Source organism: Pseudogemmobacter sp. TB195, assembly GCF_058313095.1.
Window position 1 is genome coordinate 65,340 of record NZ_JBZEGG010000021.1, and the last position, 16,541, is coordinate 81,880.

Genomic DNA, 16,541 nt, shown 5'->3' on the forward strand with positions numbered 1-16,541 from the left:
GCGATGGCAACGGTTCTCACCATCATCCTCAATTGGCGCTCGCCGGAGATGACGCTGCGCTCGGTCGAGGCGGCGCTGGTCGCGATGCGGGGGATCCCGGGCGCGATCACCATTGTCGATAATGATTCCGGTGATGGGTCCTTCGAGATCATGCAGGCGGGGGTTGCGGCGCGCGGCTGGGACCGCGCGGAAACCCCGGTCCGGGTGCTGCAATCGGGGCGCAATGGCGGCTTTGGCGCCGGGAATAATGTTGGTATCCGGGCGGGGCTGCCTGATGGGTTTGCGGGCGGTTCACGCCCCGATTACGTCTATGTGCTGAATTCGGACGCTTTTCCGGCGCCGGATGCGATCCGGGTGCTGCTGGATCATCTGGAACGAACACCTGCAACCGGCTTTGCCGGCAGCTATATTCACGGCGAAGACGGCACGCCTCACCACACCGCCTTTCGCTATCCAACTGCGCTGAATGACTTTGAACGTCATATCCGGCTGGGGCTGGTTTCGCGGGCGATGAAGGACAGCATGGTTGCGATGCCGCTGCCGGACCGGGTGACGCGGGTCGACTGGCTGGCCGGCGCCAGCCTGATGATGCGGATGGATGTGCTGGACCGGATCGGTCTCTTTGATGAGCGGTTTTTCCTGTATTACGAGGAAACCGATCTTTGCCTGCGCGCGGCCCGGGCCGGTTTCCCGACCGATTATGTGCCCGAAAGCCGGGTGGCGCATATCGGCTCGGTCTCGACGGGGATGGGGAAATGGCAGCGGATTCCCGGTTTCTGGCTGGATTCGCGGCTGCATTATTTCGCCAAGAACCATGGGCGCGGCTATGCGGCGGCGGCGACGGTTCTGGCCGCCCTTGGCGGCGTGATCTGGCGGGCGCGGCTTCTGGTGCAGCGCAAGCGTGACCGCATCGATCCGCCACATTACCTCCGCGATTTGATTTTGCATGATATTCGTCGTGGCTTTGGCATGAGCCCGGAGCCCGTGACCGACCATTCCCGGAAAGAGACCTGAGATATGAGCCTGACCGCCATCCTGATCGGCAATGAGACGCTGACGCGCGAATGTGGCGCGCTCTGGCTGGCGCGCGGGCATCGGATCGTCGCGGTGGTCAGTGAGGCGGGGCCGGTCCGGGACTGGGCGCGGGGGGCGGGGCTGATGCTTTGCGATCCGGAAGATTTACCGCAGGCGGACTGGATTCTCTCGGTCGCCAATCTGCGGCTGCTGGGGCCCGAAGTGCTGGGGCGGGCGTCAAAAGGTGCGGTGAACTTCCATGACGGGCCTTTGCCGGAACATGCCGGGCTGAATGCGCCGGTCTGGGCGATCCTTGCGGGTGAGACGCGGCATGGCGTGACCTGGCATCTGATCGAGGGCGGGATTGATCAGGGGCGCATCTTTGCGGAGCGCCGGTTTGACCTCGACGCCGATGAGACGGCACTGACGCTGAACACACGCTGTTTTGAGGAAGGGCTCGACAGTTTCCCCGAGGTGATGGCGGCGCTGGAAAGTGGCGCGGCGCCGCGCGTGCAAAGTGTGGGGGGCGGCCTGATGCATCGCGGCGCGGATCGGCCGGCAGCGATGGGGCGGATCGATTTTACGCGGCCTGCGACCGAGGTGATGCGTCTGGTCCGTGGCCTTGATCACGGGCGTTACTGGAATCCGCTGACAACGGCGAAAATCGACACCGGGTCTGAGGTGCTGAATGTCGGCTCAGCTGCCCTGGCGGCGGGCGATGGCGTGCCGGGTGCGGTGCTTCATGCCGGGCCGGAAGGGCTGGTGGTGGCCTGCGGCGCGGGGGCGGTGCGGCTCGACCGGCTGAGCTGCCAGGTCTCGGGCCGGGCGGTGGCATCTGAGGCGGTGAAGGCGGCTTCCTTGCCTCTGTTGGCTGCGGCTGAGGCGGAGGAGCTTACGGCGGAGCTTGCAGCGGTTGTGCTGCAGGAGGCGCGGCTCCGGGCGGCGCTTTTGGCGCTGCATCCGGTTGCCCTGCCGGTCGGGGTGCCGGCAGCGTTGCGGGCGGAACAAGGCGGCATGGCTGACTGGCGCCGGATTTCGTTCGGGCGGCGGCACGGGCTGGGGGCGCTTGCGCTGGCCGGCCTCCGCGCGACCGGAACCACCGCCGGCGATTTCGCGAGGGCGGCGAAAGGCCGTGCCGGATATATCGCGGCCTGGGAGCCATTGCGCGCGGGGGGCGAGGCAGCCGGTGAGACGGTGATGGCGGCGCTGGCGTCGGTTGAGGCGGCACTGGCGCGCCCGGCGACGGGCTGGCCGCTGGATCTGATGGCGCGGGATGCGGCGCTCATGGGCGTGGCGGTGCCACCGGTCGCACTGTCAGAGGCAGAGCCGGTCGAGGGCGCCGGGCTGGTGCTGACGCCGGATGCGGTGCTCTGGGATGCGGCGCGTCTGGACGAGGTGGCGGCGCAGGCGCTGGCATTGCGAATCGACTGGCTGGCGGGGGAGGTTGCGCGGGCAGTTACTGCGGCCAAAGATCTGCGTCTGGCGGATCTGCCGGCTCTGACACCTGAGGAATATGACCTTGTGATCAGGGACTTCAACCAGACGGAGGTGGAGCATGACCGCGCCGTCATGGTTCACACGGCCTTTGAGGCCCAGGTGGCGCGGACACCCGATGCGCCGGCGCTGGCCTTTGAAGGCGAGGAACTCAGCTATGCCGCGCTGAATGCCCGGGCCAATCGGGCGGCGCATGTGCTGCGTGAGATGGGGGTCGGGCCGGGTGTGCTGGTCGGGCTGTCCACCCGGCGCAGCGTCGATCTGGTGGCCGGCGCGCTGGCGATCCTGAAAGCGGGCGGCGCCTACGTGCCGATGGATCCGGCCTATCCGGCCGAGCGGCTGGCTTTGTTCGCGGAAGACAGCGGCGCCCCGGTGATCGTGACGCAATCGGATCTGGCGGCAGGTCTGCCCGCAGGGGTGGAGAAGCTGGTGCTGGACCAGGATCCGCGCCTTGCCCTGGCCCCCGAAACCAATCCGGAAAGCGACGCGCGGCCCGAAGATGTCGCCTATATGATCTATACCTCGGGCTCGACCGGGCGGCCCAAAGGGGTGCAGGTCGAACACAGGAATGTCGCGAATTTCTTCACCGGTATGGATCAGCGGATCGGGCCGGAGCCCGGGGTCTGGCTCGCGGTGACCTCGCTGTCTTTCGACATCTCGGTGCTCGAGCTGTTCTGGACGCTGGCGCGCGGCTTTAAGGTGGTGATTTCCTCGGATGAGAACCGGGTGCTGGTTTCGGGGGCGCGGATCACCTCGGCGAGAGCGATGGATTTCTCGCTGTATTACTGGGGCAATGATGACGGGCCGGGGCCGAAGAAATACCAGCTTTTGCTGGATGGCGCGCGCTTTGCCGATCAGAATGGCTTTGTCGCGGTCTGGACGCCGGAGCGGCATTTCCACGCCTTTGGCGGCCCCTATCCGAACCCGAGCGTGACAGGGGCGGCCGTGGCGGCGGTGACCTCGAATATCGGGGTCAGGGCGGGGTCGGTGGTGGCGCCGCTGCATCATCCCGCGCGGATCGCCGAGGAATGGGCGGTGATCGACAATCTGACCGCAGGGCGCGCAGGCCTGGCCTTTGCGAGCGGCTGGCACCCCGATGATTTCGTGCTGCGCCCGGAAAATGCGCCGCCGCATAACAAGGCGGCGATGTTCCAGGCGATCAGAGATGTGCGGGCGCTGTGGCGCGGCGAAGGGGTGGATTTCCCCAAAGCGGATGGCACGACATTTACGGTCAGGACCCAGCCGCGCCCGGTGTCAAAGGAACTTCCGGTCTGGGTGACGACCGCCGGCAATCCGGAAACCTGGGCCGAGGCGGGCCGTGCCGGGGCCAATGTGCTGACCCATCTTCTGGGCCAGTCGATTGCCGAAGTTGCTGAAAAAGTTACGCTTTATCATGATGCCCTGCGCGAGGCCGGGCATGATCCGGCCGATTTCACCGTCACGCTGATGCTGCATTCCTATATTGCGGCCACGCGGGAGGAGGCGCGGCGCGTCGCCGAGGCGCCGATGAAATCCTATCTCGCCTCGGCGGCGGCTCTGGTGAAGCAATATGCCTGGGCCTTCCCGGCCTTCAAAAAACCGGCGGGCGCGGCCAATCCGATGGATATCGACCTTGCGGCTTTGTCGGCAGAAGAGAATGACGCGATCCTCGATTTCGCTTTCCAGCGCTATTTCGAGGATTCGGGGCTGTTCGGCACCATCGAGGATGCGCTGGACCGGGTGGAGGCGCTGAAAGCGATTGGCGTGGGCGAGGTGGCTTGCCTTGTCGATTACGGCATCGCGCCGGAGGTGGTGCTGGAGGGGCTGAAGCCTTTGGCAGAGGTTGTGCGGCTGGCCAATCAGGGCGGGCCTGCGCCGGATGATTTCTCGATCGCGGCGCAGATCCACCGCCATGGGGTTACGCATCTGCAATGCACGCCGTCGATGGCGCGGATGATCCTGATGGATGATGAAAGCCGCCGCGCGCTTGCGGGTGTCAGGACGATGATGGTTGGCGGTGAGGCCTTGCCGGGCGCGCTGGCAGCTGAACTGAAGGCGGCCGGTGTGGCTCGGCTTCTGAACATGTATGGCCCGACGGAAACGACGATCTGGTCTTCGGTCGAGGAGGTTCTTGCGCCGGAGCCGGTGGTGACTATCGGGACGCCGCTTGCGAACCAGCTGCTTTATGTGCTGGACGGCGCGCGCAGGCCCGTGCCGCCAGGCGTCGAGGGTGAGCTCTGGATCGGCGGCGAGGGCGTGACCCGGGGCTATTGGCAGCGGCCGGACCTGACGGCGGAGCGCTTTGTCGAAAACCCCTTCCATTCTGGAGCAGGCGGGGCGGGGCGGATGTATCAGACCGGAGATCTCGTCCGGCTGCGTCCGGATGGGCGGGTCGATTATATCGGGCGGGCCGACGCCCAGGTGAAGCTGCGCGGCTACCGGATCGAGCTGGGGGAAATCGAGGCGGTGCTTGAGGCGCAGCCGGGGGTGACCCAGGCGGTGGTGATGGTGCGGGAAGATCAGCCGGGCGATCTGCGGCTGGTGGCCTATATCGGCGGCGGCGCGGGTGAGGCGGAATTGCGCGCGGCGCTGGCGCGGGAGCTGCCGGACCATATGAGGCCTGTGCATTATGTTGCGGTGGAGCGCTTCCCGCTGACACCGAACCGAAAGGTGGACCGTAAGGCGCTGCCGGCGCCGCTGCGCTTCTTGCCCGGGGCCGGGCCAGCAGCGCCGGAGGCCCTGGCGCCTGTGGCGGCGTCTGCTGTCGCGCAGTCGCAGCCCGGCCTGGCGCAGGGCGTGGGGGATCGCGCCCTTTATCCCGCGACTGGCCCCGCGAACGGCCCCACGAACGGTTCCGGGGATGACCCGGCGATCGGCACTGAGATCGCGAAGATCTGGGCGCGGGTGCTGGGGGTGGCGCGGGTCGGGCCGAAGGACAATTTCTTCGCGCTTGGCGGCCATTCGCTGCTGGCGGTTCAGACTCATCGCGAGATCCGCGAGCGCCTGCCGCAGGTGAAGGTCTCGATCACCGATATCTTCCGCTTCCCGGTGCTCGACGCTTTGGTTGCGCATATCTCGGGCGGTGCACTTACTGCGGTTGTGCCGGTACGGGCGCCGGTTTTTGCGCCCGCTTCTGCCCCGGCGGCGCCTGTGGCTCTGGTTCAGGTCTCGCCTGCTCCCGTGGCGGTTGCGACCGGGCTTGACGAGGCCATGGCGCGGCGCCGGGCGATGCGGCTTGCACGTCGGGGCATGGATGCCTGATCCGGGGATGCCTGATCCGGGCGAGACCCTGGCGGCGCGGGCGGTGGAATTGCTGCCGGCGGGGTGCTTTACCGCCTCTGCCGATCCGCGTCACGCCTGGCCGCTATGGCAGGGTGAGGAGGGTCAGGGCATGGTGCCCCGGCGCCTGGCCGAGTTCTCCGCCGGGCGTCAGGCGGCGCGTCTTGCGATGGTTGCGGCAGGGCTGCAGCCGGTCGCAGTTCCAAAGGCCCCGGACCGGGCGCCGGTCTGGCCTTTTGGCCTTGCGGGTTCGATCAGCCATTCGGATCTGACCTGTATCGCGGCGGTCTCGACCGGTCTTGCGGGTCTCGGTCTGGATCTGGAACCGCTGCGCCCCATTGACCCCGCAGTTGCGGCGCTGGTGACGGGAGAAGAGGACCGGGTCGTTGCAGAGGGGGATCCGGGGTTGCTGGTATTTTGTGCAAAAGAGGCGGCTTATAAGGCGCAATATCCGCTGACGCGCCGGCTTTTCGGGCCAGAGATGCTGACGGTGACGATCACGGGCGAGGTGTTCCGGGCGCGATTTCTCGCGGGGGTTGCGCCTTTTGAAAGCGGCTCAGAGATCAAAGGGCGCATCACCCTATGTGCCGGGCATGTGCTGGCAGTGGCCTGGATCGCGACCCGGGCCACCGCCTGAGCAGGGTCAGGCCGGATCGGGGCGGCGGATCTTTTCAGAGGCCTTGATCACCAGCGGGCGCAGGCCCTCGCCACCGGCATCGATCAGCTGAAAGAACTGGCGGCGCATCCGGGGTTCCCAGAAGTCGTTGATATGGCTGGAAAGACCCTCGATGCCTTCGGCCTCGGGTTTGCTCTCCATGAACATGGCGATCTGGTTGGCCATGCGCGAGATTTTCGGGTTGATGCCGTCAGTTTGCATGGGATTGCTCCGTCACGATGCGGTCAGAATGGGTGAAAAGCTCGAACCGCTCCGGGCGGGCGAGCGCGATTACGGTAATGCCGAGATGGTCGGCCAGCGCCACGGCGTCAGCAGTCGGGGCCGAGACCGCGATCAGCATCCCGGCGCCGATGGCCGCGACCTTCTGCACCATATCGGTCGAGACGCGGCTGGTCAGGACGACTGCGCCTTCGGGATGATCGTGGCGGATCAGATGACCCGCGAGTTTGTCGAGCGCATTATGCCGCCCGACATCTTCGCGCGCCGCGAAAAGCCCGCCTGGCACCCAGTAAGCGGCGCAATGGGCGGCGCGCGTCACGTCATGCAGCGGCTGATGGGCGGGCAGGGCGGCGATGGCCTCGCGCACCTCGGCCGGGATCATGCGGAAAGGGGAGGGCGGCACGGGGGGCAGGTCGCGCAGCGCCTCGTTGATGCTGTCGATACCGCAGAGCCCGCAGCCGACCGGGCCGGCCATGGTGCGGCGGCGTTTGGCCAGCCGCGCCTCGGCCTCAGGCACCAGCCAGGACTGCACGTCAATGCCGCGCTCGCCCTCGACCACGGTGATTTCTTCGACCTCATGCGGGCGCGCTATCCCTTCGGTCAGCGCGAAACCATAAGCGAAATCAACCAGATCCGCAGGGGTCGCCATCATCACCGCCTGGGTGGTGCCATTGAAAGACAAGGCCACCGCAAATTCCTGCGGCAGGGTGCGATTGCCCTGTTCGATTGTTTCCGTGCCATCCCGCGCCCCGAAGAAGAGGCGCGGAACGGGCTTTGCACCCATGGTCATTTCAGCCTCCGCCTTACTCCGCAGCGGGCAGGATGCGGCGCGACAGGGTTGCCTGAGCGTTATACTCTTCCTGCCAGTCCGATGGCCCGTTCGAGGGGCTGACCTGCACCGCTGTCACCTTATATTCCGGGCAGTTGGTCGCCCAGTCCGAGAAATCGGTGGTGATAACGTTAGCCTGGGTGTCGGGATGGTGGAAGGTGGTATAGACCACGCCCGGCGAGACCTTGTCGGTGATATCCGCGCGCAAGGACGTGACCCCGGCACGCGAGGCCAGCCGCACCCAGTCCCCGTTGCGGATGCCGCGGTTCTCGGCGTCATGCGGGTGGATTTCCAGCATATCCTCGGGATGCCAGGCGGTGTTGTCGGTGCGCCGCGTCTGCGCGCCGACGTTATACTGGCTGAGGATGCGGCCGGTGGTCAGCAGGAGCGGGAACTTCGGCCCGGTCTTCTCATCGGTCGCGACATACTCGGTGCGGATGAATTTGCCTTTGCCGCGCACGAAGCCATCGACATGGACCAGCGGCGTGCCTTCCGGCGCCTTATCGTTCACCGGCCACTGCACCGAGCCCATGGTCTCGATCTTCTCATAGCTCACACCGGCGAAAGACGGCGTGGTCATGGCGATCTCTTCCATGATCTGGGCGGGGTGGGTGTAGCCCCATTTCGCCCGGCCCTGATCTTCCAGCATGCGGTTCGCGAACATCTGGGTGATTTCCCAGTCGGCATAGCCCTGTTTCGGGGCCATCACCTTGCGGACCATATTGATGCGGCGTTCGGCATTGGTGAAGGTGCCGTCTTTTTCCAGGAAGGACGAGCCCGGGAAGAAGACATGCGCGTAATTCGCGGTCTCGTTCAGGAAGAGGTCATGAACGACGACACATTCCATCGCAGCAAGGCCCGAGGCGACGTGATGGGTGTCGGGGTCGGATTGCAGGATGTCTTCGCCCTGGCAATAGAGACCCTTAAAGGTGCCCTCGACTGCCGCATCCAGCATGTTCGGGATCCGCAGACCGGGTTCCGGGTCGATCTTCACATCCCAGAGCGTCTCATAGATCGCGCGGACTTCCGGGTTCTTGACGTGGCGGTAGCCCGGCAGTTCATGCGGGAACGAGCCCATATCGCAGGAGCCCTGCACGTTGTTCTGCCCGCGCAGCGGGTTCACGCCAACGCCGGGGCGGCCGATATTTCCGGTCAGCATCGCGAGGTTTGCGATGCCGATCACGGTGGTCGAGCCCTGGCTGTGCTCGGTCACGCCGAGGCCATAATAGATCGCCGCATTGCCGCCGGTGGCGTAGAGACGGGCCGCGCCGCGCACTTCTGCGGCCGGAACGCCGGTCAGCATCTCGATGGCTTCGGGCGAATGGCGCGGGTCGGCGACGAATTCCATATAGTCCTGGAATTCATCCCAGTCGCAGCGGGTGCGGATGAATTCTTCGTTGTAAAGCCCCTCGGTTACGATCACATGCGCCAGCGCGGTGACCACGGCCACATTGGTGCCGGGCTTAAGCGCCAGGTGATGTTTGGCGCGGTAATGCGGGCCTTCGACCGATTCCGTACGACGCGGATCGACAACGATCAGCTTTGCCCCTTTACGCAGGCGCTTTTTCATCCGGCTGGCAAAGACCGGGTGGCCGGAATGCGGGTTGGCGCCGATCACCAGGATCACGTCAGCCGCTTCGACCGAGTCGAAATCCTGGGTGCCGGCCGAGGTGCCGAAGGTCTGGCCAAGCCCATAGCCGGTCGGCGAATGGCAGACACGGGCGCAGGTATCGGTGTTGTTGTTCTGGAAGACGGCGCGGGTCAGTTTCTGAACGAGGTAGGTTTCCTCATTGGTGCAGCGCGAGGAGGTGATCACGCCGACCGACTGACGGCCATATTTCTCCTGGATCGCCTTCATGCGCGATGCCGCGAAATCCATGGCTTCGGTCCAGGAGACTTCCTGCCAGGGATCGTTGATGCTGTCGCGGATCATCGGGTTCAGGATGCGATCCTTGTGGCTCGCATAGCCGTAAGCAAAGCGGCCCTTGACGCAGGAATGGCCACGGTTCGCCTTGCCATGCTTATAGGGCACCATACGCACCAGCTCGTCGCCGCGCATCTCGGCCTTGAACTGGCAGCCGACGCCGCAATAGGCGCAGGTGGTGACGACGGATTTGTCCGGCGTACCGATGTCGAGCACCGATTTTTCGATCAGGGTCGCGGTGGGGCAGGCCTGGACGCAGGCGCCGCAGGAGACGCAGTCCGAGGCGAGGAAGCTGTCATCCTTGACGCCGGCATGGATACGGCTCTCAAAGCCACGGCCTTCAATGGTCAGCGCGAAAGTGCCCTGAACTTCTTCGCAGGCACGAACGCAACGATTGCAGACGATGCATTTCGACGGATCATAAGAGAAATAGGGGTTCGAGTCGTCCTTCGGCAGCCAGTCGATATTGGCTTCGCCCGAGGTGTTTTTCGCAAGGAAGTGATTGGCTTCCGCCTCATAGCGCACATCGCGCAGGCCCACGGCACCGGCCATATCCTGCAACTCGCAATCGCCATTGGCGCCGCAGGTCAGGCAGTCCAGCGGGTGGTCGGAGATGTAAAGCTCCATCACGCCTTTGCGCAGCTGCTTCAGCTTGCCGGTCTGGGTCTTGACCCTGATCCCGGGCGCGACCGGCGTGGTGCAGGAAGCGGGGGTGCCGTTGCGGCCCTCGATCTCGACCAGACAAAGGCGGCAGGAGCCGAAAGCATCAATGCTGTCGGTCGCGCAAAGCTTCGGCACCGTGATGCCAAGCTCGGCGGCGGCGCGCATGATCGAGGTGCCCTCGGGCACGGTGACCTCGAAGCCGTCGATCTCCAGCGTCACTTGCGTCTTCGACTTCGACGCGGGCGTGCCCATGTCGCGGTCGGAGAACATCGGGGCGGGGATGATGAAATCTTTCATCTCATATGTCCTTCTGGCTCAGCGCATGAGCAACAAGCGCATTGGCGTGGCCGTGGCCAAGACCGTGGGTTTCTTTCAGCCAACCGACAATCTTCATATGGGGCTGGCCGGTTTGTGTCGCAATAAGGTCCAGCCAATGTTGCACTGGCTGGCCATATTTCGCCTCGATCGAGGGAAAGTAAGAGGCGGGCCCCTTAACCTGTCCGCTGATCGGGGCGGTGTTCATTCGGCGGCCTCGCGGGCGGCGCCCGTGAAATCATCCGGGAAATGCGTCAGGGCCGACATCACCGGGTAGGGGGTGAAGCCGCCAAGCGCGCAAAGCGATCCCGATTTCATCGTCTCGCACAGATCCGTCAGCAGCGGGATCGCCGCTGTGTCACCGCGTGCGATACGGTCAAGCGTCTCGACGCCGCGCACCGCGCCGATCCGGCAGGGCGTGCATTTGCCGCAGCTTTCAATCGCGCAGAATTCCATCGCGAACCGCGCCATCGCCATCATATCAGCGGTGTCATCGGCAACCGTCAGACCGGCATGGCCGATCAGCGCATTCTGGCCGGCATATTCTTCATAGCCGAAAGGCGTGTCGAACTGGCTGACCGGGATCCAGGCGCCCAGCGGGCCACCGACCTGCACCGCCTTGACCGGGCGACCGGAAGCCGTGCCGCCGCCGATCTCATTGACGATCTTATCCAGCGTCAGACCAAAGGCGATTTCAAAAAGGCCGCCATGTTTCACATTGCCCGCGATTTGCAGCGGGATCGTGCCTTTCGAGCGGCCGATGCCAAAGCTTGCATAATGCTCGGCGCCTTCCGCCAGGATCACCGGCACCGAGGCCAGCGAAATGACGTTGTTCACCACCGTCGGGCGGCCCATGAACCCCTGCAGCGCCGGCAGCGGCGGCTTGGCGCGCACCGTGCCGCGCTTGCCCTCAAGGCTGTTCAGGAGCGCGGTCTCTTCGCCGCAGACATAGGCACCGGCGCCGACGCGCAGTTCCAGCTCAAACACTTTGCCCGAGCCGAGCACGTTCTGCCCGAGAAGCCCCTCAACGCGGCCCACTGCGATCGCCGCCGCCATCACCTCATTCGCGTCCGGATATTCCGAGCGGGAATAGATGAAGCCCTTGGTGGCGCCGACCGCGATCCCGGCAATGATCATGCCTTCGATCAGGGTGAAGGGGTCGCCTTCCATGATCATGCGGTCGGCGAAGGTGCCCGAGTCGCCTTCGTCGGCATTGGTGACGATGTATTTCTTCTCGCCCAGTTCCGGTTTTATGGGCGCATCATGGACGGTCTTCCATTTGATGCCGGTGGGGAAGCCCGCGCCACCCCGGCCACGCAGCCCGGAATTCAGCACTTCCTGAACAACTTCGGCGCCGGTCATTGCCAGCGCCCGGGTCAGGCCTTTGAGGCCGCCATGGGCCCGATATTCATCCAGCGAAACCGGATCGATGATGCCGCAGCGGGCGAAGGTCAGCCGGGTCTGGGCCCTGAGCCAGGGCAGCTCTTCGGTGAGGCCAAGCGCCAGTTCACCGCCATCAAAGATCTGCGCCACGTCTTCCGGAGTCATCGGGCCAAAGGCCACGCGGCCTTCAGGCGTTTCCACCTCGACCAGCGGCTCCAGCCAGACCATGCCGCGCGAGCCGTTGCGGGTGATCGTCACCTCAACACCACGGCGCGCCGCCTCGGCCTTCACAGCCGTTACAACCTCTTCTGCTCCAAGCGCCTTTGCGCTTGCGTCGCGGGGGATCCAGATCCTCATCAGCGCATACCCTTCACGATAGCGTCAAGTTTCGCCTCGGTCAGGCGGCCAACCACTTTGCCGTCGACCAGCGCCGACGGGCCGCAGGCACAAAGGCCAAGGCAGAAGATCGGCTCCAGCGTGATCTTTCCGTCGGGTGTCGTCTCATGCCAGTCGAGGCCCAGCGTCTCTTTCGCATGGGCCGCCACACGGTCCGCACCCATGGTCTGGCAGCTTTCGGCACGACACAGCTTCAGCACATGGGTTCCGGCGGGTTTCGCCCTGAAATCATGGTAGAATGTCATCACGCCATAGGCTTCGGCCTTGGAGATATTCTGATGCTGCGCGATCTGCGGCAGCACCTCCTCCGGCACGTAACCAAAGCTTTCCTGCACCGAATGCAGAATGGGCAAAAGCGCGCCCTCAGTGCCCGAATGGGCGGCGAGGATCTCTTCTACACGGGCGGCGATGTCTACAGAATCAAGCATATGCGGGCCTTTCGCTGGCCCGTTGATTTGTAAACCTTATGATAGGTCAATCAATTCATATTGCCCGTTATGTGATAGGTAAATCCTATCAAATCTCGAGGGATTTGGTTGGTTTTGCCTTTCGGGTGTCAGCGCCGCGCGCGGTACTTCTGCGCCTCGTCAATCAGCGCTGCGATGACGGGCGTTTGTGGGTCACGCCGCGCGCAGATCAGGCCAACCATATGTTCAACCTCGGGTTCGACCAGCGGCACGGTGACGATCTGGCCGCCACCGGCGAAGATATCGGCCAGACGTTTCGAGACGATGGAACACCAGTTGCCTGTCAGCACATGGCTCACCAGCACGATCGAGGAATTGCTTTCGACGCCTGGGGTGCGCAGCCCCCCCGCCGCGGCGAGGTTCTGGTCGACAATGCGGCGGTTCTGCATGTCCTGGGTCAGCAGGCAAAGCGGCTGCGTCGCGGCCTCGGACCAGGAGATGCGGTCGCGCCCCGCCATTTCCGACCCGGGCGTGCAGATGAACCGGTAGAATTCCGGATAAAGCGGCGCCTGGGTCACGCGCCCCAGCGGCTCATTGTCGAGATAGGTGATGCCGGCGTCGAGATCGAGGCTCTCGATCCCGGTCAGGATCTCGGTCGATGTTCTCGACAGAACCGACAGGGTGACATTGGGGTGGCGGGTGAGGAAAGGGCGGGTCAGTTCTGCCACCATCGGCAGGGCCGTCGGGATCACCCCGATCCGCAGATGCCCCGAGAGGCCAGAGCGCGCGACCCGCATCTCATCGCGCAAAGCGCGCACATCGCCGACGATCTGCACCGCGCGTTCCAGCACGCGTTTGCCTTCGGGCGTCAGCCCCTGAAAGCGCGAACCACGATGCACAAGCTGCACCCCGAGCGTCTCTTCCAGCTGGCGGATCGCAGAAGACAGCGAAGGCTGGGTGACGCCACAGGCCTCGGCCGCGCGCCCGAAATGCCGTTCTTTCGCCAATGCGATGAACATCTGCAGCTTGTCGATCATTCCGGTTTCCGGCCACTATTCTTATTTGCTGATTTTTTCATGTGGTTGCTGGGTTCTGGTCTGTCCGCAGACCTGCACTTGCCCCGTCACACGCAGCTTCATACAGAACCCTGAACATCGCCAAAACGCAAGGCCGCGCCGGTGGTCATGCACCACGGCGGACCGATGCTGACCAAATGGCACAGCAGGTCCGGCAAGAAACGCGTCCTGTCGGCCGCCCTGCGCAAGCACCGCGCGAATGCCAAAGCCCGTGGAAAGCCAGAATTGGTGAAAAGCCAGTCTTTGTGGAAGGCCAGTGCCCGCGCTCTCTGTATCGGGCAGGTAGGGTATTCCGCCCTGTAACAGGCGCGCGAAAGCTGGCTTGTCGCTTTTGTTCCTGCTTCCGAAACCTGGTCCATACGCGTAGCATCCGCGCGAGGCCCCAATGTCAGGGGCAGAGTGGTCCGGTTGTTTGATGGAGGGCAGATTGTCGAATTTTGAAGCTCAGATCCTTGAGAGTGAAAAACAGGTCCGGGTGGCCCAGGACAAGATCACCGCGATCACATCGGTGATTGAAAGCGCGCGGACCAAGGCCGATCAGGGCATCGAGATCGACGTGGAAAATGCCACGCTGGAAGATGTGCACAAACATACCGATGTGATGAATGCCAATATCGCCGAGCTGATCATGGGGCTTGACGATGTGACCGCCGCGTTCTCGAAGGATTTCGACGAGATGCGGACCAAGACCGGCTGGGAAAGCTTTGTCGGCATCTTTTCCTCGGGGAAATCGGAAAGCCTGCGCCAGGAGCGGCTGCGCTCGGCCACCATCGATGACAAGCTGCAGGATCTGATCTCGAAATCGGATGTGATCGTAAAGCTGCTGCAGGGCCAGCTGGAGCTTCTGAACGGGCAGAAGGCGAAGGTCGAGACCAATCTTTCCGCGACCCTGACCGATCGCGAAACCACCGTTGCTGAACTTGAAGCGGTGCGTCGTGAAGTGGCCGCGATGGATCCGGGGCTGATCGAGCTGGAAAACCGGATCGCGGTCGAGATGGATGCGGCGGCGCGGACCCGGCTCGAGACCGAGCTTGCCGGGCTGAACGCGAAACACAACGCGCTGATCCAGGATGAACAGGTCAAGCTTGCCCGCAGCCAGACGCTGGAGCGCTATATCGAAAAGGGCAAGACCTGGGTCGACAGTCTGACCAACCAGGCCGCGACCCAGCTGGTGCTGATCAACAAGCTGCAAACCGATACCCGCCAGCGCGTGGTGCTTTATGACGCGCTGACCTCGTCGCTGAAAACCGCGCAACAGCAGGATGTCGCACACCGGATCAATGAGATCGGGGTCAAGACCGACCAGGAGGCCCAGGCGGCCATGGCGGCGATCGGCTCGGCCACCAATGCGAAAATGGCCGATATGCTCGAGGCGCATGAGGGCAATATGGTCTTCGCCCGTAAGATCCTCGAGGAAAAAGCCAGGGCGGATGAACGTTTCGCCCGCCGCTTTGCCGCGATTGTCGAGAAACACGACAAAAGCAGTTACGGCGGATGAGGGGGGGGCGACTGCCAGGACGGGCCTTCCCGGCAGGACTGGCCCTGATCGCGCTTGGGATCGTTATGATCGGGCTGGGCGCGGTGCTTGACCATTACGATATGACCCGGGCCGAATGGTATATTGGCGAGAGCGGCCTCTTTGTGCTGGGGGCAGGCAGTATTCTTGCGCTTGTTGCGGTGCTGTTTGTGCTGATGGGCGGCGGCGACATTTCCGGGCCTGCTGCGGGAGGGCCAGCTGGGGGAAAGGATGGAGGCGCGGATGGCTGATAACAGCGTGAAAGAAGCGCTGGTCAGCGATCACGCCGAAATCTACGATACCGCCCAGGCGCGGCGCTATTTCGCAAAATTCAGCAGGATCGGCGGCTATCTGGCCAGGATCGCGGCGGAATTCGAGAAAGAAGGCCGTTTCAGCCGGGTAGAAACACGGGTTCTGGCTGCCTATCTGAACGGCGTGATCGGCACGTTCCGCGCGCTCAGTCATAAATACCTGATGTCAGGCCTTGCCGAAGGTGCGCCACGCCTGACCATCGACCGCCATGAAAGCGGGTTTCCGGTGGTGCAGGAACTCATGATGATGGCCGTCGATGCTCAGCAGGCCGAACGTCATCTCTCGGGCATGGCCTCTGCAGCCGAGCTGCGCGACCACATGATCCGCACCATTCTGGGCGAGCGCAAAGTTCCCGTGCAGCTTCAGTTCGCGCTGAGCCAGCGGCTTTACTATGAGGCGGTCCGCGCGGGCGGATTGTTTCACGCGAGGAATGACCCGGAAGCGCAATGGCTGGGGCAAAATGGCGACCGCCGCCGCTATCTGATCCATTGGGCGGTTTGGGATTCCGGGCTGAACCTGCCGGTGGTCTATCTGCTGGAGATGGAGGATACCGGTCGCCGCCCGCTGCCCGAGGACGCCTTGCGGTGGCCCGGTATCCGGCAAAAGCTGCTGGCGCAGAGCGTGGGAGGGCTGAAGCTGGTCACTATGGCCACCGGCTTTGACAAGGATTTCGACGACGCCTGTCCGAAACGGCTGCGCCGTATCACGCTGGGGCCGATGTATTCCTCGGGCTTCACACTGCAATCGGGGCCGATCTCGCATGTGCTGGAAGATGCGCGCGCCCCGGAAGGCGAGGATTGGGCGCTGGTCTGGACGCTGGAAGATCTGGTCTCGGATCGTGAAGAGCCGGTGAAAGACGGCTGGTTCTCGACGCGGCCCGGGCAGATCTGGCGTCTCGCGCCGGTGATCGGGGCCGATACGGGGACGACGGCGACTGAACGGATGATCGTGCTGCCGGAGCGGCCCTATCAGGTGCTTGTCGAACAGGACCCGCCGGGGCTGCGCGGCATCCGGAAATTCGTGGTGGGCGGCGGGGGCAGGCTGATCCCGGGCTAGGGG

Annotated in this window: 13 protein-coding genes; 6 read left to right on the forward strand and 7 right to left on the reverse strand. The window is 64.1% G+C overall.

Going from position 1 to position 16,541, the window contains the following annotated elements:
- Positions 1-3: 3 nt before the first annotated feature.
- From AC4FS3_RS19905 to AC4FS3_RS19915, 3 genes are read left to right on the forward strand one after another with little or no spacing between them, the layout of a single operon-like run.
- Positions 4-1,014 carry a glycosyltransferase family 2 protein gene (locus AC4FS3_RS19905; protein ID WP_491021983.1) on the forward strand — a complete coding sequence of 337 codons (1,011 nt, stop codon included), beginning with the start codon at positions 4-6 and terminating at the stop codon, positions 1,012-1,014.
- Between the two features lie 3 nt (positions 1,015-1,017).
- Positions 1,018-5,748 (forward strand): MupA/Atu3671 family FMN-dependent luciferase-like monooxygenase, encoded by a 4,731-nt coding sequence (locus tag AC4FS3_RS19910; protein WP_491021984.1) that lies wholly within the window; start codon positions 1,018-1,020, stop codon positions 5,746-5,748.
- Positions 5,741-6,403, forward strand: coding sequence for a 4'-phosphopantetheinyl transferase family protein (locus tag AC4FS3_RS19915; protein ID WP_491021985.1), 663 nt, complete (start codon positions 5,741-5,743; stop codon positions 6,401-6,403). Before AC4FS3_RS19910 ends, AC4FS3_RS19915 begins: the two co-directional genes overlap by 8 nt.
- A gap of 6 nt (positions 6,404-6,409) precedes the next feature.
- Here AC4FS3_RS19915 and AC4FS3_RS19920 read toward each other — a convergent pair whose 3' ends face one another.
- The 7 genes from AC4FS3_RS19920 to AC4FS3_RS19950 form a co-directional block, all read right to left on the reverse strand.
- Positions 6,410-6,643 (reverse strand): formate dehydrogenase subunit delta, encoded by a 234-nt coding sequence (locus tag AC4FS3_RS19920; RefSeq protein ID WP_233092942.1) that lies wholly within the window; start codon positions 6,641-6,643, stop codon positions 6,410-6,412.
- Positions 6,633-7,445, reverse strand: coding sequence for a formate dehydrogenase accessory sulfurtransferase FdhD (gene fdhD, locus AC4FS3_RS19925; protein ID WP_491022030.1), 813 nt, complete (start codon positions 7,443-7,445; stop codon positions 6,633-6,635). Before fdhD ends, AC4FS3_RS19920 begins: the two co-directional genes overlap by 11 nt.
- 19 nt (positions 7,446-7,464) lie before the next feature.
- Positions 7,465-10,374: a formate dehydrogenase subunit alpha gene (gene fdhF / locus AC4FS3_RS19930; protein WP_283177311.1), complete on the reverse strand. Its 2,910-nt coding sequence runs from the start codon at positions 10,372-10,374 to the stop codon at positions 7,465-7,467.
- Position 10,375: 1 nt separating this feature from the next.
- On the reverse strand, positions 10,376-10,600 hold the full coding sequence (locus AC4FS3_RS19935; protein WP_198837848.1) for a DUF4287 domain-containing protein: 225 nt from the start codon (positions 10,598-10,600) through the stop codon (positions 10,376-10,378).
- Positions 10,597-12,132: a formate dehydrogenase beta subunit gene (locus AC4FS3_RS19940; protein ID WP_491021986.1), complete on the reverse strand. Its 1,536-nt coding sequence runs from the start codon at positions 12,130-12,132 to the stop codon at positions 10,597-10,599. The genes AC4FS3_RS19935 and AC4FS3_RS19940 overlap by 4 nt, the downstream gene beginning before the upstream one ends.
- Positions 12,132-12,599: a formate dehydrogenase subunit gamma gene (locus AC4FS3_RS19945; RefSeq protein ID WP_198837846.1), complete on the reverse strand. Its 468-nt coding sequence runs from the start codon at positions 12,597-12,599 to the stop codon at positions 12,132-12,134. Before AC4FS3_RS19945 ends, AC4FS3_RS19940 begins: the two co-directional genes overlap by 1 nt.
- Positions 12,600-12,727: 128 nt before the next feature.
- Positions 12,728-13,615: a LysR family transcriptional regulator gene (locus AC4FS3_RS19950; protein WP_491021987.1), complete on the reverse strand. Its 888-nt coding sequence runs from the start codon at positions 13,613-13,615 to the stop codon at positions 12,728-12,730.
- Positions 13,616-14,081: 466 nt separating this feature from the next.
- On the opposite strand from AC4FS3_RS19950, the gene AC4FS3_RS19955 reads away from it, so the two are divergent.
- The 3 genes from AC4FS3_RS19955 to AC4FS3_RS19965 are packed head-to-tail and all read left to right on the forward strand — an operon-like array spanning position 14,082 to position 16,538.
- Entirely contained in the window at positions 14,082-15,152 is a 1,071-nt protein-coding gene (locus AC4FS3_RS19955; protein ID WP_491021988.1) for a hypothetical protein, read from the forward strand.
- Positions 15,149-15,421: a hypothetical protein gene (locus AC4FS3_RS19960; RefSeq protein ID WP_491021989.1), complete on the forward strand. Its 273-nt coding sequence runs from the start codon at positions 15,149-15,151 to the stop codon at positions 15,419-15,421. The genes AC4FS3_RS19955 and AC4FS3_RS19960 overlap by 4 nt, the downstream gene beginning before the upstream one ends.
- Positions 15,414-16,538, forward strand: a complete 1,125-nt coding sequence (locus AC4FS3_RS19965) for a hypothetical protein (protein WP_491021990.1) — start codon at positions 15,414-15,416, stop codon at positions 16,536-16,538. The genes AC4FS3_RS19960 and AC4FS3_RS19965 overlap by 8 nt, the downstream gene beginning before the upstream one ends.
- Positions 16,539-16,541 lie beyond the last annotated feature (3 nt).

Coding starts and splice junctions, on each gene's coding strand:
- AC4FS3_RS19920 (WP_233092942.1), bottom strand. CDS start 6,643: ATGCAAACTGACGGCATCAACCCGAAAATCTCGCGCATGGCCAACCAG.
- AC4FS3_RS19960 (WP_491021989.1), top strand. CDS start 15,149: ATGAGGGGGGGGCGACTGCCAGGACGGGCCTTCCCGGCAGGACTGGCC.
- fdhD (WP_491022030.1), bottom strand. CDS start 7,445: ATGGGTGCAAAGCCCGTTCCGCGCCTCTTCTTCGGGGCGCGGGATGGC.
- AC4FS3_RS19915 (WP_491021985.1), top strand. CDS start 5,741: ATGCCTGATCCGGGGATGCCTGATCCGGGCGAGACCCTGGCGGCGCGG.
- AC4FS3_RS19910 (WP_491021984.1), top strand. CDS start 1,018: ATGAGCCTGACCGCCATCCTGATCGGCAATGAGACGCTGACGCGCGAA.
- AC4FS3_RS19935 (WP_198837848.1), bottom strand. CDS start 10,600: ATGAACACCGCCCCGATCAGCGGACAGGTTAAGGGGCCCGCCTCTTAC.
- AC4FS3_RS19940 (WP_491021986.1), bottom strand. CDS start 12,132: ATGAGGATCTGGATCCCCCGCGACGCAAGCGCAAAGGCGCTTGGAGCA.
- AC4FS3_RS19950 (WP_491021987.1), bottom strand. CDS start 13,615: ATGATCGACAAGCTGCAGATGTTCATCGCATTGGCGAAAGAACGGCAT.
- AC4FS3_RS19945 (WP_198837846.1), bottom strand. CDS start 12,599: ATGCTTGATTCTGTAGACATCGCCGCCCGTGTAGAAGAGATCCTCGCC.
- AC4FS3_RS19905 (WP_491021983.1), top strand. CDS start 4: ATGGCAACGGTTCTCACCATCATCCTCAATTGGCGCTCGCCGGAGATG.
- AC4FS3_RS19965 (WP_491021990.1), top strand. CDS start 15,414: ATGGCTGATAACAGCGTGAAAGAAGCGCTGGTCAGCGATCACGCCGAA.
- fdhF (WP_283177311.1), bottom strand. CDS start 10,374: ATGAAAGATTTCATCATCCCCGCCCCGATGTTCTCCGACCGCGACATG.